19 protein-coding genes and 3 pseudogenes are annotated in these 21,656 nt (G+C 61.1%); 19 read left to right on the forward strand and 3 right to left on the reverse strand.

Annotated features, from left to right (window positions below):
* Positions 1-73 precede the first annotated feature (73 nt).
* A complete protein-coding gene (locus NVB75_RS32980) occupies positions 74-1,087 on the forward strand; it encodes an ABC transporter substrate-binding protein (protein ID WP_258345194.1) in 1,014 nt (337 codons plus the stop codon).
* 156 nt (positions 1,088-1,243) lie between these two features.
* Here the strand turns inward: NVB75_RS32980 and NVB75_RS32985 are convergent, their stop codons facing one another.
* Both NVB75_RS32985 and NVB75_RS32990 read right to left on the reverse strand, forming a co-directional pair.
* On the reverse strand, positions 1,244-3,370 hold the full coding sequence (locus tag NVB75_RS32985) for a TonB-dependent siderophore receptor (protein WP_258345195.1): 2,127 nt from the start codon (positions 3,368-3,370) through the stop codon (positions 1,244-1,246).
* A 95-nt stretch (positions 3,371-3,465) separates the two neighbouring features.
* Positions 3,466-3,855: a DUF2946 domain-containing protein gene (locus NVB75_RS32990; protein WP_258345196.1), complete on the reverse strand. Its 390-nt coding sequence runs from the start codon at positions 3,853-3,855 to the stop codon at positions 3,466-3,468.
* 93 nt (positions 3,856-3,948) lie between these two features.
* Between NVB75_RS32990 and NVB75_RS32995 the strand changes: the two genes are divergently transcribed.
* The 8 genes from NVB75_RS32995 (at position 3,949) to NVB75_RS33030 (ending at position 11,978) form a co-directional block, all read left to right on the forward strand.
* The gene (locus NVB75_RS32995) at positions 3,949-4,386 is read left to right on the forward strand and encodes a DUF3995 domain-containing protein (protein ID WP_258345197.1); all 438 of its coding nucleotides are present in this window, start codon (positions 3,949-3,951) and stop codon (positions 4,384-4,386) included.
* Positions 4,387-4,507: 121 nt separating this feature from the next.
* Positions 4,508-5,938 (forward strand): amidase, encoded by a 1,431-nt coding sequence (locus NVB75_RS33000; protein ID WP_258345198.1) that lies wholly within the window; start codon positions 4,508-4,510, stop codon positions 5,936-5,938.
* A gap of 213 nt (positions 5,939-6,151) precedes the next feature.
* Positions 6,152-6,910: a DeoR/GlpR family DNA-binding transcription regulator gene (locus tag NVB75_RS33005; protein WP_258345199.1), complete on the forward strand. Its 759-nt coding sequence runs from the start codon at positions 6,152-6,154 to the stop codon at positions 6,908-6,910.
* Positions 6,888-8,168, forward strand: a complete 1,281-nt coding sequence (locus NVB75_RS33010; RefSeq protein ID WP_258345200.1) for a M20 family metallo-hydrolase — start codon at positions 6,888-6,890, stop codon at positions 8,166-8,168. The genes NVB75_RS33005 and NVB75_RS33010 overlap by 23 nt, the downstream gene beginning before the upstream one ends.
* 8 nt (positions 8,169-8,176) lie before the next feature.
* Positions 8,177-9,133 carry an aminoglycoside phosphotransferase family protein gene (locus tag NVB75_RS33015; RefSeq protein ID WP_258345201.1) on the forward strand — a complete coding sequence of 319 codons (957 nt, stop codon included), beginning with the start codon at positions 8,177-8,179 and terminating at the stop codon, positions 9,131-9,133.
* The gene (locus NVB75_RS33020; protein ID WP_063029397.1) at positions 9,130-10,065 is read left to right on the forward strand and encodes a choline kinase family protein; all 936 of its coding nucleotides are present in this window, start codon (positions 9,130-9,132) and stop codon (positions 10,063-10,065) included. Before NVB75_RS33015 ends, NVB75_RS33020 begins: the two co-directional genes overlap by 4 nt.
* A gap of 129 nt (positions 10,066-10,194) precedes the next feature.
* Positions 10,195-10,449: a hypothetical protein gene (locus tag NVB75_RS33025; RefSeq protein ID WP_258345204.1), complete on the forward strand. Its 255-nt coding sequence runs from the start codon at positions 10,195-10,197 to the stop codon at positions 10,447-10,449.
* A complete protein-coding gene (locus tag NVB75_RS33030) occupies positions 10,446-11,978 on the forward strand; it encodes a sodium:solute symporter (protein ID WP_258345205.1) in 1,533 nt (510 codons plus the stop codon). The genes NVB75_RS33025 and NVB75_RS33030 overlap by 4 nt, the downstream gene beginning before the upstream one ends.
* 134 nt (positions 11,979-12,112) lie before the next feature.
* On the opposite strand, the gene NVB75_RS33035 is transcribed toward NVB75_RS33030, so the two are convergent.
* Entirely contained in the window at positions 12,113-13,939 is a 1,827-nt protein-coding gene (locus NVB75_RS33035) for a sigma-54-dependent Fis family transcriptional regulator (RefSeq protein WP_258345207.1), read from the reverse strand.
* On the opposite strand from NVB75_RS33035, the gene NVB75_RS33040 reads away from it, so the two are divergent.
* The 10 genes and pseudogenes from NVB75_RS33040 to NVB75_RS33085 form a co-directional block, all read left to right on the forward strand.
* Complete coding sequence (locus NVB75_RS33040; RefSeq protein ID WP_258345209.1) at positions 13,938-14,195, forward strand: hypothetical protein; 258 nt, start codon at positions 13,938-13,940, stop codon at positions 14,193-14,195. The two genes, NVB75_RS33035 and NVB75_RS33040, sit on opposite strands and share 2 nt — an antisense overlap.
* 84 nt (positions 14,196-14,279) lie before the next feature.
* Positions 14,280-15,374, forward strand: a complete 1,095-nt coding sequence (locus NVB75_RS33045; protein ID WP_003218524.1) for an ABC transporter ATP-binding protein — start codon at positions 14,280-14,282, stop codon at positions 15,372-15,374.
* Positions 15,374-16,471 (forward strand): ABC transporter ATP-binding protein, encoded by a 1,098-nt coding sequence (locus NVB75_RS33050; protein WP_258345212.1) that lies wholly within the window; start codon positions 15,374-15,376, stop codon positions 16,469-16,471. The genes NVB75_RS33045 and NVB75_RS33050 overlap by 1 nt, the downstream gene beginning before the upstream one ends.
* Positions 16,468-17,334 (forward strand): carbohydrate ABC transporter permease, encoded by an 867-nt coding sequence (locus tag NVB75_RS33055; protein ID WP_003218527.1) that lies wholly within the window; start codon positions 16,468-16,470, stop codon positions 17,332-17,334. Before NVB75_RS33050 ends, NVB75_RS33055 begins: the two co-directional genes overlap by 4 nt.
* Before the next feature lie 10 nt (positions 17,335-17,344).
* Positions 17,345-18,145, forward strand: coding sequence for a carbohydrate ABC transporter permease (locus NVB75_RS33060; RefSeq protein WP_003218530.1), 801 nt, complete (start codon positions 17,345-17,347; stop codon positions 18,143-18,145).
* Positions 18,146-18,155: 10 nt separating this feature from the next.
* Complete coding sequence (locus NVB75_RS33065) at positions 18,156-18,428, forward strand: DUF2160 domain-containing protein (protein ID WP_010173082.1); 273 nt, start codon at positions 18,156-18,158, stop codon at positions 18,426-18,428.
* A gap of 35 nt (positions 18,429-18,463) precedes the next feature.
* A complete protein-coding gene (locus tag NVB75_RS33070; RefSeq protein WP_076014890.1) occupies positions 18,464-20,206 on the forward strand; it encodes an ABC transporter substrate-binding protein in 1,743 nt (580 codons plus the stop codon).
* A gap of 206 nt (positions 20,207-20,412) precedes the next feature.
* Positions 20,413-20,670, forward strand: a pseudogene (locus NVB75_RS33075) (carbohydrate ABC transporter substrate-binding protein); the annotation flags it as partial.
* 206 nt (positions 20,671-20,876) lie between these two features.
* A pseudogene (locus tag NVB75_RS33080) lies at positions 20,877-21,134 on the forward strand (carbohydrate ABC transporter substrate-binding protein); the annotation flags it as partial.
* A gap of 206 nt (positions 21,135-21,340) precedes the next feature.
* Positions 21,341-21,597 (forward strand): annotated as a pseudogene (locus NVB75_RS33085) (carbohydrate ABC transporter substrate-binding protein); the annotation flags it as partial.
* Positions 21,598-21,656: the final 59 nt, after the last annotated feature.

The raw sequence follows: 21,656 nt of genomic DNA on the forward strand, positions 1-21,656 counted from the left end.
ACTTAAGTATTCAGAGGCTTCGCGGTGTTACAGCAAAGCCGTTCGCTATGGCTGTAGGCATGAGGTGCAAAGCATGAAAGGAATTCGAGCGCTGTTGGCGGCCTCGTTGACGACCCTGAGTCTGTCGGCGTCGCTGCCGGTGTCGGCCGCCCAGGCGCCGATTCATTTTGCAGACCTTAACTGGGAAAGCGGCAGCCTGATCACCGAGGTGCTGCGGGTGATTGTCGAAAAGGGTTATGACCTGCCCACCGACACCTTGCCCGGCACCACCATTACCCTGGAAACGGCCCTGGCGAAAAACGACATTCAGGTGATCGGCGAAGAGTGGGCCGGCCGCAGCCCGGTGTGGGTCAAGGCCGAGGCTGAAGGCAAAGTGGTGGGCCTTGGGGATATCGTCAAGGGCGCCACTGAAGGCTGGTGGGTGCCGGAGTACGTGGTCAAGGGCGACCCGGCCAAAGGCATCAAGCCCCTGGCGCCGGACCTGCGCAGCGTGAAGGACCTGGCGCGTTACAAGGACGTGTTCAAGGACCCTGAAGCGCCGAGCAAAGGGCGTTTCCTCAACAGCCCGATTGGCTGGACCTCGGAAGTGGTCAACAAGCAAAAGCTCAAGGCCTATGGGCTTGATGACAGCTACGTGAATTTCCGCAGTGGCTCGGGTGCTGCGCTGGACGCCGAGATTGCCTCGTCGATCCGCCGGGGCAAACCGGTGCTGTTCTATTACTGGTCACCTACGCCGCTGATGGGGCGCTACAAACTGATCCAGCTGGAAGAGCCGCCATTTGATGCCGAGGCGTGGAAGACACTGACGGATGCGGACAATCCCGATCCGAAACCCACCCGTTCACTGGCTTCCAAGCTGAGCATTGGTGTGTCCACACCGTTCCAGAAAGAGCATCCGCAGATCGCCGAGTTCTTTGCCAAGGTCGACTTTCCGATCGAACCCTTGAACAAGGCGCTGGCCGAGATGAGCGAGAAGCATAGCCAGCCACGTGAAGTTGCCCAGGCGTTTCTCAAGGATCATCCGGAAGTCTGGAAGGCGTGGCTGACTGAGGACGTGGCCCAGAAGGTCGAAGCCAGCCTGAAATAACACCGATATAACAGCCCGATTGAGATCAAAAATGTGGGAGCGGGCTTGCTCGCGAACGCGGTGTATCAGTCGCCAGATGCAGTGACTGGCACACCGCATTCGCGAGCAAGCCCGCTCCCACACTGACCTCATTCTTGCCTTGGAACTTGCCGGGCTTTAGAACTTGGTCTGCACCGCCAGCTCAAACGTCCTCGGCGACCCCAGGTAATACGCCGGCGACACATGGGCAAATTCGGCATACACCTCATTGGTCAGGTTACGCACCCGGCCCGTCACGGAGGTGTGTTGATCCACCTTGTAAGTCAAAAACGTCCCAAACAAGGTATACGCCGGCACCGTCAGGGTGTTGGCGTTGTCGGCATACACCGACGCCACATACCGCGCATCCACACCCCCTTGCCAATCCTCCGCAAAGTCATAAGTCAGCCACACATTGCCCACCTGCCTGGGCACATTGGTCGGCGTATTGCCCTTGCGCGACACCACGGCGCCGCTGGCAGTTTTCTCGTTGAAGTCCTCGTACTCGGCATCGACCCAGGCGTAGTTGCCCTCCACCAATAGCTTGGGCGTGACCCGCAACGAACTGGCCAGCTCGATACCCTTGGACGACTGCGCACCCACCGGAATGCTGCTGGTCGGGTCCTGCGGGTCGGTCACGGCGAAGTCTTTGCGCTCGATCCTGTAGGCAGCGACGGTGGCCGAACCGCGACCGTCCAGGTAGTCGAACTTGCTGCCCACTTCCCACTGTTTGCCGGTGGACACGTCGAACACCTGGGTGGTGCTGCTCGGCTGTTCGGCGGCGGTGCTGTATTGCACGTAGACATTGGCTTGTGGAATGAACTGATACGTCAGGCCGATGCGCCCGGTCACCGGTTCCCAACTGCGCTTGACGTGCCGTGGATTGCTGGCGGTGATGTCCCGGTGGTTGGTGACCTCAAGGTCAATCGCGTCGTAGCGCAGCCCAGTGAGCAGCGACAGTTTGTCGGTCAGGCCCAGGCGGTTTTCGACAAACAACGCCTTGGTGGTGACGGCGTTGGTCTTGTCCGGGTCGAAGCCGGGCTTGGTGCCGGGAAGATCATAGAAATGCCCCGGATCGTAGTTGTTCGGGTCCACCGTGTTTTTGGCGGATACGTTCAACGGGTTGTTGGTGGTGTTGTTGACCTTGTACTCAAAGCCGCCCGACCAGGTCGTGCTCAAGCCGAAGAATGTGTCGTCATGGCGCAGCTCGAACTGGTTGCCGTTCTGCTCACCCTGATGTCGCACCTGATAGGCCGTGGAGCGATTCACCGCGCTGTTATCGGCGTTGTACTGGTAGGTTTCCAGGTTGCGATAGTCGCGCTGGCTGTCGAGGTGATAGAGGGTATTTTTCAGGGTGGTGCTGTCGTTGATCCGGTAGTCGATGATCGACCGGACCCAGATTGTGCGTTGCTCATAACGACCGTCGGCCACGTTGTAGTTATTGAAGCGGTTGTGCTTGTCGATCTTCAACTCGCCGGACTTCGGGTTGAGCACCGGCGTGCCCCAGTAGGGACTGTCTTCGTGTTCGTCCTGGTATTCCAGGGCCAGGGTGTGGGACAGGTTCGGGGTGAAGTCACTCAGCAGGGAAAACGCCACGCTCCAGGCATCGCGCTGTTGGCGATCGATATAGGTGTGGTTGGTGTTGCGGCTTACGTCCAGGCGCGCGTAATGCTGGACGTCGGCGCCCGGCTCGGTCAGGGCGTGGTTCAGGCCGAAGGCCATCCCGGCGGTGTCGTAGCTGCCATACGTCAGTTGCCCTTCGGCGGCTTGTTCCTCACGGGTGGCCAGCTTGGTCACGTAATTCAGCGAGCCACCGACGGAACCGGCGCCGTTGATCAACGAGGAGGGGCCGCCGACCAATTCGACCCGGTCATAAATCCACGCATCCACCGGGCGAGCCAGGCCGCCGGACACCGCGACGCCATTGAACATCTGGGTAATCTGGCTGCTGGTAAAACCCCGATAAGAGATAAAACCGCCAAACCCCGGCGGCGCGCTGGCATTGACCCCGGGCAGGGTATTGGCCGCGTCCTGAAACGTCTTGGCGCCTCGGCGCTCGATGTCGTTGCGATTGGCAATGCTGATGGACGCCGGGGTTTCCCGCACGCTCAGCCCCAGACGCGAGGCCATGCCGCTGGATTGATCCAGGGCCAGGCCGGCCTCGCCGGTTTGCTCGCCATCAATGGTGGTCGGTGCCAGCTCAATCGCCCAGGTGCTGACAGGCAGGCAGCCGAACAGGCCCGCCAAAAGGGGTAAATGTTTCATGGTTGAATCCTGAAAAACATGGCTTGAAAACAACCCACAGCCGTCCGCACTCCCGAGGGAGGCAGCCGCATGGGCCAATCAGAAAAGCGCAGGTATCAGGCGAAGGCGGGCGGGGCGCGCGGATTAGCCGCAGGCCAGGTGAAGCGGGCAGGAATGTCAGCGCTGGCGACGATGGCCGGCGGCGGCGCGTGGGGTTGTGGCAGCACCGCCACATTGAGGCTGGAGTTGAGCGCCGGGCCCATGCCGCCGGTGGAGCACAGCGGGCAACCGAAGGCCTTCGAGAGCGTGGGCAGGGATTCATCGGTGGACTTGTAAGGCGCCGGCACCTGGGTGCGCGGGTCCACCGTACAGAACTGGCCGCCGATGCCGTTGAGCTGCATCCCGACCATTTGCCCATGACCAATGCTGCAGGCGAACACATTGAACAGGACGCAGCAGTAGAGCATCCAGGCAATGAGCGAGCGGTCGGTACGGGCGAGTTTCATGGGGCGGCACTTTATCATCAGCCGCCGACGAATTGCCTGCAAAAAATCTCAAGAGGTCTATCCTCTTCCGGACTTTTCCAAGGATATCCAGCCATGAGCTTTTTAGTCGCGCGATGGATTGTCGGGGTTTTTGGTTGTATCAGCCTGGTGCATTTGTACTGGGCGGCCGGAGGCAAATTGGGTGTGACGGCGGCTATTCCGCAGCTGCCGGGTGAATTCGCCAGCGGATCACGTCCGGCGTTCAAGCCGTCGGCACTCGGGACGCTGCTGGTGGGCGTGGGGTTGGTGGCGATTGCGGTGTTGGTATGTTTGCGGGCCGGGCTGTATTTCGAGCCGGTGTCCAATCATGCGTTGCAGTGGGGGATCAGTGCAGTGGCACTGGTGATGTTTGCCCGGGCGATTGGGGATTCGGAGCTGGTGGGTTTTTTCAAGAAGGTCGGCGGGTCGCGGTTTGCGCGGCTGGATACGTTTTTCTACTCGCCGCTGTGTTTGGTGTTGGGGGCGGGGTTGCTGGTGGTGGCGTGGAGTTGACCGGGTGAAAAATAAATCCACAAAAGCCACATAAACAACAAATCCAACTTGACACTCGCCCGCCTCGAGGCGTTTATTGACGTACCCATCGGACCTTTTCGCATACGTCCCAGGATACTCGATGAACACAGAAGCCTCGTGGTCCATTATGCCCAGCGTGCTAGACGCGGCCGACCGTATCCGCCAAGGCACACTCACCCCCGTGCAATTGGTCGAGCAAAGCCTCGAAGCCATCAAAACCCACAATTCCACACTGAATGCCTTTGGCGATGTCTACACCGAGTCTGCGCTGGAACAAGCCGAAATCCTGACCGCAGAAGCACAGGCCAACCGGTTTCGCGGCCCGCTCCACGGCATCCCCTTCGGCATCAAAGACCTGTTCTCCACAGCCAACCTGCGCACCACTCGCGGTTCGCTCACGGGCCTGGACAACGTTCCCATCCAGGACGCTCCGATCATCCGCCGCCTCAAAGAGGCCGGCGCGATCATCCTTGGCAAGACCGCTACCACCGAATTCGGCTGGACCGGCGCCAGCACCTCCCGGGTCTTCGGCAATGGTCGCAACCCGTGGAATCCCCAACTCACCAGCGGCGGCTCCAGCTCCGGCTCGGCCATCGCCGTGGCGGCACGCATGGTCCCGGCCACGCTGGGCTCCGATGGCGGCGGTTCGGTGCGGATTCCCGGTGCCTTCTGCGGTGCATTCGCTCTTAAAGGCTCCCTCGGGCGCATCCCCACCTGGCCCTGGTCCGCTACTGAAATGCTCAGCCACGCCGGCCCGATCACCCGCACCGTGCGCGACAGCGCGTTGCTCTTCGATATTCTTTCCGGCCCCGACCCATTGGATCACCAGGCTTTGCCCGCGCCCACCGAGTCCTACCTGGCGCGCTGCGACCAGCCGCTGGGCCCCTTGCGCGTGGCGTACTGCCCGACCTTGTTCGATACGCCCGTGGACCCGGTCATCGCCGCCACCGTGGAAGCGGCGGTGCATTACCTCGCAGATGAGCTGCCGGTCACCGTCACCACCCTGACCCTGGACTGGCAAGATCCGCTGGCCACCTTCGAAACCCTGTGGGTTGGCGGGCGCGGGATCGCCTACGGCAAATCCCTGGCCGATCGCCTTGACCAACTGGACCCAGGCTTCGCCGCACTGATCAAACGTTCCGCCGATTACGACTTGGCGGCCTACCTCAAGGCCGTGCAGCAACGTGCACTGTTCGCCAATCAGGTACACGCGCTGTTTAACGACTACGACGTGTTGTTGATGCCGACGATGCCGATCCTGCCGTTCGCCGCCGACCGGGTTGCGCCAGAAGGCTGGCCAGGCGAGGAGGGCGCTGTGCCCTGGGCCCGGTGGACGCCGTTTACCTATCCGTTCAATATCACCGGCAACCCCGCTGCCAGCCTGCCCTGCGGCTTCAGCCCGAGCGGTTTGCCGATTGGCCTGCAGGTGATCGGCCCACGTTTTGCCGATGCCCAGGTGTTGCAATTCTGCGCAGCCGTGGAAGCCATCGCCCCTTGGGATCAGCACCTCCCCCCGATGCTGAGTCCCTGATTGATTGCACCCGGAGTGAGCTCAACAGAAGCCCGCCCGTGATAAACGCTTTGTGTTGTCCTGCCCTTTCACACCCTGACGAGTGAGAGGTACCCCGTGACCCTGTCCATGGCCGTATTACGCTCTATGCTCCCTGCTGGACCGGCTTGCGCCGCGTCTCGCCGTGGGTCGCGCAATACCGCCCGCCTGAACCTGCCCTGGAATACCTCTTTTATGCTCAACCAGCCACGTCTCGACGAAATCATGCTCCTGCTCACCCAACACCAGCGCGTCAAGGCGTCGGACCTGGCGCAGGCGCTGTTTGTCTCCGAAGAAACCATCCGCCGCGACTTCAAGTACCTGGAAGAAGCCGGCAAGCTGCGGCGCATCCACGGTGGCGCGATCCTGCCGCGGCTCAACGAAGAACAACCGCTGCAAGTGCGCAGCCGCATCAAGCCCCAGGCCAAGACGCGCATCGCAGTGTGTGCGGCGAAGCTGGTGAGCGAAGGTATGGTGCTGTTTCTCGACACCGGCACCTCGACCCTGGCCCTGGCCCAGCAACTGACCGCTTTCAGCCAGTTGCGCATCATCACCAACTCCCTGGACATCGCCCGCCTGATCACCGAACAAAGCGCCAACCAGGTGCTGGTGGTGCCTGGCGATGTGCGCCGCAACGACAACGCGCTGATTGGCGCCCACACCCTGGAATTCGTCCGACAGTTCCACTACGACATTGCCTTCATGGGCATCGGCGCTGTCGACCTGGAGCTGGGGTTCATGGACTACCAGGAACCCGAGGCGCTACTGCGCCGGGAGTTGACCAAACACAGCCTGCGCAGCGTGATCCTGGCCGACGACGCCAAGTTCGGCCACCGCACCTTCATCAATACGCTGCCGTTCAGCGCCGTCACGACCCTGGTCACCAATCGTGCGCCGTCAGACGATTTTGCGAGCCGCCTGGAGCAAGCCCATGTCGACATCCTTTACCCCTGATTTGCTGTCGCCCAGTGAACAGGACCTTGCAACCTTCGAGGCGCTGTTCCGCGACACGTCAGCCATCGGCGCAACCCAGGCCGGTGGCCTGCATCGCCTGGCCGCCTCGGCCGAAGACGGCGCCGTGCGCGACGTGTTCGCGGGCTGGCTGACTGAACGCGGCTTTGAAGTGCGCGTGGATGCAGTGGGTAACATGTTCGGGTTGATCACCTTTAATCCAGACGCGCCCTATGTGCTGTGTGGCTCACATCTTGACAGCCAGCCGAGTGCCGGGCGCTTTGATGGCGTCTACGGCGTGCTGGCCGGCGCGGTCGCGGTGGCCAGCGTGGCCCGGCAGTTGTGCGAGCGCGGCGAAGTGCCGGCGTGCAACCTGGCGGTGGTGAACTGGACCAACGAGGAGGGCGCACGCTTCCAGCCCAGCCTGATCGGCAGCAGCGTGTTCACTGGTGACCTGGCCCTGCAAGACGCCTGGGCCTGCCGCGATGGCAATGGCATCAGCCTCAAGCATGCGCTGCAACAGATTGGGTATCTGGGGGAAGGCAAGGTCGCGCTGGACGTTGCCGGTTATGTGGAAATCCACGTCGAGCAAGGCAGCGGCCTTGAGCGCGACGGCCTGGCCATTGGTGTGGTCCGCGACACCTGGGCTGCCCTCAAGCAACGGATTCGTTTTATCGGCGAACAGAACCACACCGGTCCTACACCCATGGCTGCACGCAAGGATGCCTTGCTGGCCGCCGCCCACGCGATCACCGCTGTGCGGGCCGAGGCCGACCTGCATGGCGCGCAACTGCACAGCTCGGTGGGGCGCCTGGAGATCTATCCCAACTCGCCCAACGTGGTGCCGTCCAGCGTGACGTTGCATGTGGAATACCGGTCGCCAGACACCGAGTTGCTGGCCGCCGCGGGTGAACGCCTGGACGCCAGCCTCAAGGCCACCGCCAGCGCCACGTCGACGGACTACAGCATCGAAAGCCGCGCCCTGCGTGAGCCAACGCACCTGCACCACGGTTTTTCCGAACTGGCCTACAGCGTCGGCCAGCAACTGGGCTTGCCCATCGGCAATAGCGTCACCGTCTCAGGCCACGACGCCATCAGCCTGAGCCGGCACTACCCGGTCTGCCTGCTGTTTATCCCGAGCAGCAATGGCGTGTCCCATAACGAAGCGGAGTTCACCAACGAGCAGGACATGCGCAACGGTTTGCACATGCTGACCGCGTTGTTGCACCGCGCCTGTTCCACCCCCAACGCCTACCGCTGAGGTCTGCCATGTCGAGTCGTTTGCACGCAAAGTCACGGCTGTTGGGCGCCCTGGAGGCGGCCGGCTTGTCTGCCCACGTGGTGGTCGAAGAGGGCACCGTCGGGATTGCCTCGCCGGTGCGCCTGGCCACCGAGTGGACCGGCTATACCGTCACCGCGCCATGGGGCCAGTGTTACGCCAAAGTCTTGCATGACGACATGCGCGCGCTGATCGACATCGAACGCACCGCCCGCGCCACCCAACTGGCGGCGGATTGCGACGTGACGCCCGGCGTGCGCCTGGTGGATGCGGCGGCCGGTGTGCTGCTGCTGGATGCCTTGCCCGCCAACGAATGGCGCTGGGCCCGCCTCGACGAATTGATGCCACCCCAGCGCCTGCAGGCGCTCTGGGCCCTGAAGAAACAACTACACGCCGGCACCTCGCCGGGCTTCACTCGTTCGCCGCTGCAAGACATCCAGCACCTGCGCGAGCTGTGCGTGCGCTACAGCGTGGCCTTGCCCATCGACCACGCCTGGATCAGCACCTGCATTGACCTGGCCTGGACCTCCCTGCAACTGAGCGCCAGCGACTCGGTGCCGCTGCACGGCGACGGCGTGGCGAGCAACGTGATGATCGGCCCGGACGGCGCCTTGCAACTGATCGACTTCGACTACGCTGGCTGCGGCGATCCCTGGTACGACGTGGCCATCAGCCTTAACGAGCTGTATGTCTTTGAAAGCGATTGGCGCGAAGGCATTGTCGCTTGGGCCGGCGAATGCCACGAAAGCGACTACGCCCGCTGCCGCTTGTACGCCTTGATCAACGATTGGTACTGGACCCTCTGGGGGCTGTGGGTGGGCGCTACTTCGGCGCGGCCGCTGGAGTTCTCCAAGGTCGGGCAGTGGACGCTGTTGCGCTGCCGCCAGGGTCTGCAAGACCCACGGTTTGAAGGTTGGCTACGTCAGGTACAGGAGGGGCAGGCATGAAAGCGTTAGGTGAGGCGTGTACGCCACAAGAGTGTCAGCTGGAAGCGGCGGTGCGTGGGGTTGCCAGTTGGGGCGGCAGCGGCATTCGTTATGAGCCGGTCAGCGGCGGGATCTCCAACACCAACTGGCGGGTGGAAGTGGCCGGGGTCGACACCGCGTATTTCTTCAAGGTGCCGGGGGTGGGCACCGAGATGTTTATCGACCGCCGCACGGCCCACGACGCCAGCCTCAAGGCCGCGCAAACCGGTTATGGCGCGCCGGTGTTTGCCTTCCTTGAAGAGTTCGGCGTGGAAGTCTTCGAGTTCATGGAAGGCTGGCGCGCCTCGTCCAACCACGACTTTCTCGACCGCGACGTGCGCCATAACGCGCTGCATGCCCTCAAGGCCTTCAACGACCAGCCACCGTTGGTGCAGACCAAAACCGTGTTCGACATGATCGCCGAGCACCAGCGCCAAGTGGAGCAACTCAACGGCTGCAAACCCGCCGACGATGCCTGGCTGCGCCGTCAATGCGACCGCGCCCGAGGCGTGCTGCAAGCCTCCGGCATGGATCTGGCACCCTGCATGAACGACACCCTGGCGGGTAATTTCATGCTCAATGACCGTCGGCAGATTCGCCTGGTGGACTTCGAATACGCCTCCAACAACGACCGGCATTACGAACTGGCGCTGTGGTTCGGCGAAATGTTTTTCACCGATGAAATGGAGCTGGCCCTGATCGAAGACTACTTCGGCCAGGTCACCCCGCAGAACCTCGCGCGCATCAAGTTGCACAAGGCCCTGGCGGACATCAAATGGTCGACCTGGGCGATGGTGCAGCACGCGGTGTCGCAGCTGGATTTCGACTTCTACAAATACGGCACCTGGAAGCACATGCGGGCCCGCAGCATCATCAACGATTCGCAATGGGAAACCTGGCTAAGACAGGCTTGAGCCTGCGCCGTACAACAATAATGCATTGAATGAAGTCACTTGGGCGCTGATTGGTGCCTGCGTTTTCACTGCTTGATTTTTGTTTGATCACACAAAAAACGATCCACAAATTCAAGGAGCACCCGACTCATGAAATCCGATAGCGCGCTACCCGGACGCCTGAAAAGCCAAATTTTCGGTGTGTACTTTTTCCTGTTGCTGATGCTCGCCTTATTCCCGCCGTTCTATTTGAGCGTGAGCGGCAGTACCGCGTTGGTACTGGGCATTCCGTTGCCGATCTTCTACTGGGTCGCCATTGCAGTCCTCGCCGGCCTGGGCCTGTGGGCGTTGTACGTCGCCGAGCTGAAGGCTGGCGAAATACCCGAAGAGGGGGATGCGCAATGATCAGCACCACCAGCGATGCCAACCTCTTTATCACCTTCGGCGTCATCGGCCTGTTTCTGGCCGGGATGATCGCCGTGCTGTACGCCACCAACCGCGAGAGCACGAGCTTTTCCGATTACGCCGTCGGCGGGCGCTCCTATGGGCCGTGGTACATCGCCATGTGTTACACCAACTCCTGGTGGCCGGGCTCGACCTTTACCGCGTTTTTCGCCCTGACCATCGGTGGCGCGCTGGGTTTCTACGGCATGGTCTACGCCACCCTTGGCGTGACGGCGATGTACCTGATGGCCCGCCGCGCCTGGACCTGGGGCCAGCGTTTCAACCTGCGCACCCAGCCGGACCTGCTCGGCATGCGTTTCAACAGTCCGGTGGTCAAGCGCGTCGCCTCGATCATCGGCATCATCTCGGTGTTCCCGTGGGTGGTGATGGGCATCCAGGCCTTGGCGATGCTGTTCCAGTTCGCCAGCTTCGGCCGCTGGGGCGTCACCACCTGCCTGATCGCCGGCGTGGTGGTGGTACTGGTGCGTCAGTACTGGACCGTGAGCATGGGCATGCGCGGGCTGATCATGACCGACATGTTCCAGGGCCTGATCGCCTATGTCGTGTGTGCGGCGCTGTGTGTGTTCCTGCTGTTCGGCGATCAGGCGTCGTTCTCCAACCTGGCGCACCTGCCGGCGAAGATGCTGCTGATTCCCGGCGCCAGCGGCACCGGCTATGGCCCGCTGTATATGTTCAGCCTGATTTTCACCGGGGTGATTGGCTCGATGTGCTGGCCCATGAGCTTCCAGCGCATCTACACCGCCAGCGGCGTCAAGGCGGTGAAGAAAGGCACGCTGTATACGATCCTGCTGGTGGGTGGTTTCTACGGGATTCTGATGCTGTTTGCCGCAGCCATCAGCCAGGACCCGAACGTCATCGCGCACCCGCAACAAGGCTGGTTCCTGTCACTGTTCGATATCGGCGGGCCGTGGCTGCTGGCGCTGGCGATCGTCATCGTGCTGGCGGCGAGCATCGGCCACGTCGACGGTTGCGTGCAGGTATGCGGCACCCAGTTCGCCAACGACCTGGCCACCTGGAACACCCCGCGTACCGACCGGCAACTGACGCTGCTGGCCAAGTCCGGGATGGTGGTGTTTATCGTCGCCGCCTCGGTGCTGGCGTACCTGACCTTTGATTACGCGCGGTTGCAGTTGCTGGCGCAGATTTCCTACCAGGGGATTATCCAGTTGGCGGTGCCGCTGTTCTTCGGGATCTTCAGCCGCCGCGGCAACAAGGAAGGCGCGATTGCCGGGATGCTGGCGGGGATTGTGGTGGCGATTGTGCTGACGACGCTGTACCCGGACGACATTCCCGGGCTGGGCTCGTTGACCAGCGGGATCGTCGGATTGGTGGTCAATGCCGGGATTTTTGTGGTGTGTGCGTTGGCGATCAAGCCGAGTGCGCAGGAGAGTGCGCGGGTGGAGCAGTTGTTTGAGATGGCGGCGCCGGGTCGCAAAGTGCCGATGGGGGTGACGCCGGTCCTGAACTGAACCCACCTCTCAAACCCAATGTAGTTCCAATGTGGGAGCGGGCTTGCTCGCGAATGCAGACGGTCAGTTAAAGCATCAGCGACTGATACAGCGCATTCGCGAGCAAGCCCGCTCCCACACTTTTGATTGTGTTTCTACACAGAATTCCCGTTTTGTCGCAGGCGTTTGTAGAGGGTATTGCGGCTGACGCCAAGCTCTCTGGCCAGGTGAGAGATATTCCCGCCCACCGCCTTCAGTCGCTCATTCAGGTCCAGACTGTCATCCACTGCATCACACACCGGCACCACCCCATTCAAATCCACAAAAAAATCATCCGGCAAATGTTCCACCCGAATCGGCTGCTCTTCCGCCATGGCCAGCGCCACCTGCAACACGCTACTCACTTGGCGCAGGTTCCCTGGCCACGGATGCTGTTCAAACAAGGCCAGCACCTCATGACTCAACCCTGCCCACTGGGTCGGTTCGCGATGCTGTTGCCACAGTTGCTTGAACAGCGCCTGTTTATCTGTGCGCTCCCGTAGCGGCGGGAGCTCCAGGGTCAGGCCGCCGATGCGGTAATACAGGTCTTCGCGAAAACGCCCGAGCTGTACCTGCTCCCGCAGCGAGCGGTTGGTGGCGGAGATGATCCGCAAATCCACCGGGTACAATTCGCTGCTGCCTACGGGCTGCACACACCGTTCCTGCAACACCCGCAACAGACGGGCCTGGGTCGGCAGCGGCATGTCGCCGATCTCGTCGAGGAACAGCGTGCCTTTGTCTGCCTTGCGGATCAGCCCGATGCTGCCTTTCTGGTTGGCGCCGGTGAACGCGCCTTTTTCGTAGCCGAACAGTTCCGACTCCACCAGTTCGGCGGGGATTGCTGCGCAGTTGACGGCGATAAACGCTTGTTGGCTGCGGGAACTGGCCCGGTGCAGGGCTTTGACGAACACTTCCTTGCCGACGCCGGTTTCACCGTGAATCAGCAACGGGATGTCTTTTTCCAGCAGGCGCTCGGCCTGGCGCACCGCCTTTTCCACCCGGGCGTCGCCGAAGTGCAGGGTCTTGAGGCTGATGGCGGTGGTGGCGGGTTCGCTGGCTTTTTTGGGTTCCACAAACACACGGGCCTGGACCGGCGCCTGCCTGGGCCGTTTCAACAGGCATTGGAAACGATTGCGCCCGGCGGCTTGCAACGAGAAGGGCAGGCCTTCCGGCTGGTTGAGCAGTTCCAGCAGCGAGACCTTGAACAGGCTGTCGATCAGCACCCGCGACAGGCTGATGCCCAGCAGGTTGTCCGCCCGGCGGTTGGCTGACAGTACCTGACCGCTTTCATCAAAAATCAGCAGCCCGGCCCACTGGCTATCGAGGTTGTTCAGCCCGGTGTTGAACGTCAGCTGGAAATGCTCACCGCGAAACAGGTTGAGGATCAGCCGGTTCTCCACGGTCTGGCTCATCATCTTGACCATGCCGAGGGTGTGGGAAGGCGGCAGGTAGCTGTCGCTGGACACATCCAGCACCGCGATGATTTCCCGCTGCGCATCAAAGATCGGCGCTGCCGAGCCGGTCATGAAACGGTTGGCCTTGAGGAAGTGTTCGTCGTGTTCGATATGCACCGCCTGGGCGCAGGCCAGGGCGGTGCCGATGGCGTTGGTGCCGCTGGAACGCTCCATCCAGCTGGCGCCGGCGCTGAAGCCACGGGCCAGCTTGGGTTCGATGAAGCGTTGGGTGCCCCAGGAGGTGAGCACCTGGCCCTGGTTGTCGGCGAGCATGATCAGGCAGTTAGAATTGCTGAGGATGTTCTCGTAGTAGGGCAGCACTTCCTGATGGGTGGTCTGCACGAGGGAATGCTGGCTTTCCAGCAACTGGCTGACACCGTCGGCGGGCAGTTGATCGAAGCTTGGCGTGCTCTGATGATCCAGGCCATAGGCTCGGCAGCGGCGCCAGGAGTCCTGGATGATGGCATCGTGCGCCAGCGGTGTGCTCATGGCGGTGACCCTGTCTTATTGTTGTTCTGGGCTCTATCTCTATCTACGTAGGAGCGAGCTTGCTCGCGAAAAACTTCAGGGCGCCGCGTTCATGCTGGATGAGCGCGTTATCGTTGACGTTCTTCGCGAGCAAGCTCGCTCCTACACAAAGTGTTGTTCAGAACTGTTCATTGTCAACCCGCTGATTGTTCAGTTGTTCAGCCTGACCTGTTCATTTCTGTTCAGAGACGAATCGGCTTTTTACCTAACCCGTTGACCGGCCTGGGTTTTGGATTTTTGGCACGGAACTCGCTCTGTGTTGTTCCTGCCAGAACCATTCCAATAATAAAAAGGTCGTGTCATGTCATTGACCCTGGAGCACGTCACTCGCGTTGTCGAAGGCCAGACCTGGATCGACGACGCCAACCTGCGTTTCGAAGCCGGTTCCTTCAATGTATTGCTGGGCCGCACGCTCTCCGGCAAGACCAGCCTGATGCGCCTGATGGCCGGCCTGGACAAGCCCGACAGCGGGCGCATCCTGATGAACGGCGTCGATGTCACGCAGAAACCGGTGCGTTTGCGCAACGTGTCGATGGTCTATCAGCAGTTCATCAACTACCCGACCATGACCGTGTTCGAGAATATCGCCTCGCCGCTGCGCCAGGCCGGTGTGTCGGCCGAGCAGATTCAGAGCAAGGTTCTCGAAACCGCGAAAATGCTGCGCATCGAGAAATTTCTCCAGCGTCATCCCCTGGAACTCTCCGGCGGCCAGCAGCAACGCACCGCCATGGCCCGGGCGCTGGTCAAGGACGCCGAGCTGATCCTGTTCGATGAGCCCCTGGTGAACCTGGACTACAAGCTGCGGGAAGAACTGCGCCAGGAAATGCGCGAGCTGTTCAAGGCACGCCATACCATCGCGATCTACGCCACCACCGAACCCAACGAAGCCCTGGCCCTGGGCGGCACCACCACGATTCTGCATGAGGGCCGGGTGATCCAGAGCGGCAAGGCGGCCGAGGTCTATCACCAGCCGCAAACTGTGCTGGCGGCCGAGCTGTTTTCCGAGCCGCCGATCAACCTGATGCCCGGGCGTATCAGTGGCAACGAAGTGAGCTTCGCCAACTTCGTGCACTTCCCGCTGAACGTCGACTTGCGACCCATCGGTGAAGGCGAGTTTCGCTTTGGCGTGCGTCCCAGCCATATCAGCCTGGTGCCGAGCAACGACGATGACTTGGAGCTGGCGGTGACCGTGGAGGTCGCCGAGATCAGTGGCTCGGAAACCTTCCTGCACGTGCGCAGCGAACACTTCCTGCTGGTGCTGCACTTGCCCGGGGTGCACGAGTACGACGTCGACGCGCCGATCCGCATCTATATCCCTACCCACAAATTGTTTGTGTTCGATGGCCAGGGACGTCTGGTCCAGGCTCCGGGCCGGCGTGTCGCGAGGGTTGCCTGATGGCCGAGATCCATTTGCAGAACCTGGCCCACAGCTACAGTTCAAAGCCAAACGGCCCCGAGGACTACGCGATTCGCGAGATGAACCACGTCTGGGAGCAGGGCGGCGCCTACGCCTTGCTCGGGCCGTCGGGCTGCGGCAAGTCGACCTTGCTCAACATCATCTCCGGCCTGCTCAGCCCGTCCGAAGGCCAGGTGCTGTTCGACACCAAGGTGGTCAACGAGCTGACCCCGGAAAAACGCAACATCGCCCAGGTGTTTCAGTTCCCGGTGGTGTACGACACCATGACCGTGTTCGACAACCTGGCCTTTCCCCTGCGAAACCAGGGCATGGCCGAGGCGAAGATTCACAGCAAGGTGCAGGAAATTGCCGAGGTACTTGACCTGCAAAACCTGCTGGGCAAAAAGGCCCGCAACCTCACCGCCGATGAAAAGCAGAAAGTCTCCATGGGCCGCGGGCTGGTGCGGGATGACGTGTCGGCGATCCTGTTCGACGAACCGCTGACGGTGATCGACCCGCACCTGAAGTGGAAGCTGCGGCGCAAGCTCAAGCAGATCCACGAGCAGTTCAACATCACCATGGTCTACGTGACCCACGACCAACTGGAAGCCTCAACCTTCGCCGACAAGATCGCGGTGATGTACGGCGGCCAGATCGTGCAGTTCGGTACGCCCCGGGAGTTGTTCGAGCGGCCGAGCCACACCTTTGTCGGCTATTTCATCGGAAGCCCGGGGATGAATCTGATTGAAGTGCAGGCAGAGGCGGGTGGCGTGCGCTTTGCCGGGACACACCTGGCGTTGCCCGAGGCGTTGCAGCAGCGCATTGACGAAACGCCCTACAAGAAGCTGCAGGTCGGCATCCGTCCGGAATTTATTCATGTGTGGGATGAGCACAATCCCGACGCGCTACAGGCGCAAGTCACCCATGTCGAAGACCTCGGCACCTACAAGATCATGACCCTCAACCTCGACGGCGCCCCGTTGAAAGTGCGCCTGGCCGAAGACAAACCAGTGCCCGAAGGCCAGGCGTCCATCAGCTTTCCGGGGCAGTGGCTGATGGTGTATGCCGACGACTACTTGCTGGAGGTGCAGCCATGAACAAGGTGCAGAACAACAAGGCCTGGTGGCTGGTATTGCCGGTGTTCCTGCTGGTGGCCTTCAGCGCGGTGATCCCGATGATGACCGTGGTCAACTATTCGGTGCAGGACATCTTCGACCAGTCCAGCCGCTACTTCGTCGGCGCCGACTGGTACAAACAGGTGCTGCTGGACCCGCGCCTGCATGACTCGCTGCTGCGCCAGTTCATCTATTCCGCCTGTGTGTTGCTGATCGAGATACCGCTCGGCATCGCCATCGCCCTGACCATGCCCACCAAGGGTCGCTGGTCGTCGCTGGTGTTGATCGTGATGGCGATTCCGCTGCTGATTCCGTGGAACGTGGTCGGCACCATCTGGCAGATTTTCGGCCGCGCCGACATTGGCCTGATGGGTTCAACGCTCAACGCCATGGGCATCAGCTACAACTACGCGGCCAACACCATGGACGCCTGGGTCACGGTGCTGGTGATGGACGTGTGGCACTGGACGTCCCTGGTAGCGTTGCTATGTTTCTCGGGGCTGCGGGCGATCCCCGATGTGTACTACCAGGCGGCGCGGATTGATCGGGCGTCGAGCTGGGCGGTATTCCGACATATCCAGCTGCCAAAGCTGAAAAGCGTGCTGCTGATCGCGGTGATGCTGCGCTTCATGGACAGCTTCATGATCTACACCGAGCCGTTTGTGCTGACGGGCGGCGGGCCGGGGAATGCCACCACCTTCCTCAGCCAGACGCTTACCCAGATGGCCGTAGGCCAATTCGACCTGGGCCCGGCGGCGGCGTTTTCGCTGGTGTACTTCCTGATCATCCTGTTGGTGTCCTGGCTGTTCTATACCGCCATGACCCACTCCGACGCCAACCGCTGAGGCCGCCAACATGAGCAAGCGCAAGCTGATCCCGCTGCTGGTCTACATCCTGTTCCTGCTGGTGCCGATCTACTGGCTGCTGAACATGTCCTTCAAGAGCAACACCGAAATCCTCGGCGGCCTGACCCTGTTTCCCCAGGACTTTACCTTTGCCAACTACAAGGTGATTTTCACTGACCCGAGCTGGTACACCGGCTACCTCAACTCGCTGTACTACGTCAGCCTCAACACGGTGATTTCCCTGAGTGTGGCGCTGCCGGCGGCCTACGCGTTTTCGCGCTACCGCTTCCTCGGCGACAAGCACCTGTTCTTCTGGCTGCTGACCAACCGTATGGCGCCGCCGGCGGTGTTTCTACTGCCGTTCTTCCAGCTGTATTCCTCCATTGGCTTGTTCGATACGCATATCGCGGTGGCCCTGGCTCATTGCCTGTTCAACGTGCCGCTGGCGGTGTGGATTCTCGAAGGCTTCATGTCCGGCGTACCGAAGGAAATCGACGAAACGGCCTACATCGATGGGTACAGCTTCCCCAAGTTTTTCGTGAAGATCTTCATCCCGCTGATTGGCTCGGGGATCGGCGTCACCGCGTTTTTCTGCTTCATGTTTTCCTGGGTCGAACTCCTGCTGGCGCGCACGCTGACATCGGTGAACGCCAAGCCGATCGCGGCGGTGATGACGCGCACGGTGTCGGCCTCCGGCATCGACTGGGGCGTACTGGCGGCGGCGGGGGTGTTGACCATCCTGCCGGGCATGCTGGTGATCTGGTTTGTTCGCAACCACGTGGCCAAGGGCTTTGCCCTGGGCCGGGTCTGAGGAGTCGATGATGGAATGGATGGCCTGGACCACCCCGACTGCACTGTTCTTTGCCGCAATCGGCCTGCTGCTGGTGGGCATGACGACCTGGGAATTGCGCTCGCCGAGTATCCCCCGGCGCGGTTTGTTACCGATCAGCACCACCCGTGGTGATCGCTTGTTTATCGGTCTTCTCGGCAGCGCCTACCTGCATTTGTTGGTGATCGGCGTAACCGGCTGGAGCATCTGGGTGGCGTCCGCGCTGTCTCTGGTGTGGCTGTTGTCTGTGATGCGTTGGGGCTAGCTGCCCCTTTTGAACCCCAAAACCAGGAGGTCTCTATGTTCGATAAAAACAATAAGCTGCGACATAGCATTTCATTGGCGGCCGTGCTGGCGCTCAGCGGGCTCAGTGCTGCGGCCTGGGCGGATGCTTATGAAGACGCTGCGAAAAAATGGATCGGCAGTGAGTTCAAACCGTCGACCCTCACCGAAGCCCAGCAACTCGAAGAGCTGAAGTGGTTTATCAAGGCTGCGGAGCCGTTTCGCGGGATGAAGATCAACGTGGTGTCGGAAACCCTCACCACCCACGAGTACGAATCCAAGGTGCTGGCCAAGGCCTTCAGCGAAATCACCGGGATCAAGCTGACCCACGACCTGCTGCAGGAAGGCGACGTGGTGGAGAAGCTGCAAACCCAGATGCAGTCCGACAAGAATATCTATGACGGTTGGGTCAACGATTCCGACTTGATCGGTACGCACTTTCGCTATGGCAAGACAGAATCCATCACCGACCTGATGGCCAACGAAGGCAAGAACTTCACTTCGCCGACCCTGGACATCAAGGACTTCATCGGTATCTCGTTCACCACCGCGCCGGACGGCAAGATCTACCAATTGCCCGACCAGCAGTTCGCCAACCTGTACTGGTTCCGCGCCGACTGGTTCGAACGGGCGGACCTGAAAGCCAAGTTCAAGGAAAAGTACGGCTATGAACTCGGCGTGCCGGTGAACTGGTCAGCCTATGAAGACATCGCCAAATTCTTCAGCGAGGACGTCAAGGAAATCGACGGCAAGCGCGTCTACGGGCACATGGACTACGGCAAAAAAGACCCGTCCCTCGGCTGGCGTTTCACCGATGCCTGGTTCTCCATGGCCGGTGGCGGCGACAAAGGCCTGCCCAACGGTTTGCCGGTGGACGAATGGGGCATTCGCGTGGAGGACTGCCACCCGGTGGGCTCCAGTGTGACCCGTGGCGGCGACACCAACGGCCCGGCGGCGGTCTTTGCCACGCAGAAATACGTGGACTGGATGAAGGCCTACGCGCCACCGGAAGCGGCAGGCATGACCTTCTCCGAATCCGGCCCGGTGCCATCCCAGGGCAACATCGCCCAGCAAATCTTCTGGTACACCGCGTTTACCGCCGACATGACCAAGCCGGGCCTGCCAGTGGTGAACGCCGACGGCACGCCGAAGTGGCGCATGGCGCCATCACCTGTCGGGCCTTATTGGGAAAAGGGCATGAAGAAGGGGTATCAGGACGTGGGTTCCTGGACCTTCCTCAAGTCGACGCCCGAGAAGCAAAAACTGGCGGCCTGGCTGTACGCGCAGTTCGTGACCTCGAAAACCGTCTCGCTGAAGAAAACCATCGTGGGCCTGACGCCGATTCGTGAGTCCGACATCAACTCCCAGGCCATGACCGACCTGGCGCCGAAACTCGGCGGGTTGGTGGAGTTCTACCGCAGCCCGGCCCGCGTGGAGTGGACCCCGACCGGCACCAACGTGCCGGACTATCCACGGTTGGCGCAATTGTGGTGGAGCCATATTTCGGAAGCGGCCAGCGGAGAGAAGACGCCGCAGCAGGCGCTGGACGGGTTGGCCAAGGATCAGGACGCGATCATGACGCGCCTGGAACGCTCCAAGGTGCAGCCGATTTGCGGGCCGAAAATGAACGAAGAACGGGATGCGCAGTACTGGTTCGACCAGCCGGGCGCGCCGAAGCCTAAGTTGGCGAATGAGAAGCCACAGGGCGAAACCGTCAGCTATAACGAGTTGCTGAAGTCGTGGGAGGCGGCGCGCAAGTAACCCAGGCGCAGCAGATCAAAAATGTGGGAGCGGGCTTGCTCGCGAAGGCGGTAGATCAGTCAGTAGATATGTGACTGACAGACCGCTTTCGCGAGCAAGCCCGCTCCCACATTGGGTTTGCGGTGTTTTCGAATTTAGTGTGGTTTCAGACAATCCAGCGCCTGATCAGCCAAGGTTCGGGCCATCTCGATGAGGTGCACGGTTTTTCTGAAGCGGCCAGCGGAGAGAAGACGCCGCAGCAGGCGCTGGACGGGTTGGCCAAGGATCAGGACGCGATCATGACGCGCCTGGAGCGCTCCAAGGTGCAGCCGATTTGCGGGCCGAAAATGAACGAAGAGCGGGACGCGCAGTACTGGTTCGACCAGCCGGGTGCGCCGAAGCCTAAGTTGGCGAATGAGAAGCCACAGGGTGAAACCGTCAGCTATAACGAGTTGCTGAAGTCGTGGGAGGCGGCGCGCAAGTAACCCAGGCGCAGCAGATCAAAAATGTGGGAGCGGGCTTGCTCGCGAAGGCGGTAGATCAGTCAGTAGATATGTGACTGACAGACCGCTTTCGCGAGCAAGCCCGCTCCCACATTGGGTTTGCGGTGTTTTCGAATTTAGTGTGGTTTCAGACAATCCAGCGCCTGATCAGCCAAGGTTCGGGCCATCTCGATGAGGTGCACGGTTTTTCTGAAGCGGCCAGCGGAGAGAAGACGCCGCAGCAGGCGCTGGACGGGTTGGCCAAGGATCAGGACGCGATCATGACGCGCCTGGAACGCTCCAAGGTGCAGCCGATTTGCGGACCGAAAATGAACGAAGAGCGGGACGCGCAGTACTGGTTCGACCAGCCGGGTGCGCCGAAGCCTAAGTTGGCGAATGAGAAGCCACAGGGCGAAACCGTCAGCTATAACGAGTTGCTGAAGTCGTGGGAGGCGGCGCGCAAGTAACCCAGACGCAGCAGATCAGAAATGTGGGAGCGGGCTTGCTCGCGAAGGCGGTAGATCAGTCAGCAGCTATGTGACTGACAGACCGCTTTCGCGAGCAAGCCCGCTCCCACATTGGGTTTGCGGTGTTTTCGAATTTAGTGTGGTTTCAGACAATCCAGCGCCTGATCAGCCAAGGTTCGGGCCATCTCGATGAGGTGCACGGTTTTTCTGAAGCGGCCAGCGGAGAGAAGACGCCGCAGCAGGCGCTGGATGGCTTGGCCAAGGATCAGGACGCGATCATGACGCGCCTGGAACGCTCCAAGGTGCAGTCGATTTGCGGGCCGAAATGAACGAGGAGCGGGACGCGCAGTACTGGTTCGACCAGCCGGGTGCGCCGAAACCTAAGTTGGCGAATGAGAAGCCACAGGGCGAAACCGTCAGCTATAACGAGTTGCTGAAGTCGTGGGAGGCGGCGCGCAAGTAACCCAGGCGCAGCAGATCAAAAATGTGGGAGCGGGCTTGCTCGCGAAGGCGGTAGATCAG

The organism is Pseudomonas sp. CBS, from assembly GCF_024734645.1.
GTDB lineage: Bacteria > Pseudomonadota > Gammaproteobacteria > Pseudomonadales > Pseudomonadaceae > Aquipseudomonas.

Bases quoted from the DNA above. Each gene is read 5' to 3' on its own strand.
- NVB75_RS32980 (WP_258345194.1), top strand. From the start codon at position 74: ATGAAAGGAATTCGAGCGCTGTTGGCGGCCTCGTTGACGACCCTGAGT.
- NVB75_RS32985 (WP_258345195.1), bottom strand. From the start codon at position 3,370: ATGAAACATTTACCCCTTTTGGCGGGCCTGTTCGGCTGCCTGCCTGTC.
- NVB75_RS32990 (WP_258345196.1), bottom strand. From the start codon at position 3,855: ATGAAACTCGCCCGTACCGACCGCTCGCTCATTGCCTGGATGCTCTAC.
- NVB75_RS32995 (WP_258345197.1), top strand. From the start codon at position 3,949: ATGAGCTTTTTAGTCGCGCGATGGATTGTCGGGGTTTTTGGTTGTATC.
- NVB75_RS33000 (WP_258345198.1), top strand. From the start codon at position 4,508: ATGAACACAGAAGCCTCGTGGTCCATTATGCCCAGCGTGCTAGACGCG.
- NVB75_RS33005 (WP_258345199.1), top strand. From the start codon at position 6,152: ATGCTCAACCAGCCACGTCTCGACGAAATCATGCTCCTGCTCACCCAA.
- NVB75_RS33010 (WP_258345200.1), top strand. From the start codon at position 6,888: ATGTCGACATCCTTTACCCCTGATTTGCTGTCGCCCAGTGAACAGGAC.
- NVB75_RS33015 (WP_258345201.1), top strand. From the start codon at position 8,177: ATGTCGAGTCGTTTGCACGCAAAGTCACGGCTGTTGGGCGCCCTGGAG.
- NVB75_RS33020 (WP_063029397.1), top strand. From the start codon at position 9,130: ATGAAAGCGTTAGGTGAGGCGTGTACGCCACAAGAGTGTCAGCTGGAA.
- NVB75_RS33025 (WP_258345204.1), top strand. From the start codon at position 10,195: ATGAAATCCGATAGCGCGCTACCCGGACGCCTGAAAAGCCAAATTTTC.
- NVB75_RS33030 (WP_258345205.1), top strand. From the start codon at position 10,446: ATGATCAGCACCACCAGCGATGCCAACCTCTTTATCACCTTCGGCGTC.
- NVB75_RS33040 (WP_258345209.1), top strand. From the start codon at position 13,938: ATGGCGGTGACCCTGTCTTATTGTTGTTCTGGGCTCTATCTCTATCTA.
- NVB75_RS33035 (WP_258345207.1), bottom strand. From the start codon at position 13,939: ATGAGCACACCGCTGGCGCACGATGCCATCATCCAGGACTCCTGGCGC.
- NVB75_RS33045 (WP_003218524.1), top strand. From the start codon at position 14,280: ATGTCATTGACCCTGGAGCACGTCACTCGCGTTGTCGAAGGCCAGACC.
- NVB75_RS33050 (WP_258345212.1), top strand. From the start codon at position 15,374: ATGGCCGAGATCCATTTGCAGAACCTGGCCCACAGCTACAGTTCAAAG.
- NVB75_RS33055 (WP_003218527.1), top strand. From the start codon at position 16,468: ATGAACAAGGTGCAGAACAACAAGGCCTGGTGGCTGGTATTGCCGGTG.
- NVB75_RS33060 (WP_003218530.1), top strand. From the start codon at position 17,345: ATGAGCAAGCGCAAGCTGATCCCGCTGCTGGTCTACATCCTGTTCCTG.
- NVB75_RS33065 (WP_010173082.1), top strand. From the start codon at position 18,156: ATGGAATGGATGGCCTGGACCACCCCGACTGCACTGTTCTTTGCCGCA.
- NVB75_RS33070 (WP_076014890.1), top strand. From the start codon at position 18,464: ATGTTCGATAAAAACAATAAGCTGCGACATAGCATTTCATTGGCGGCC.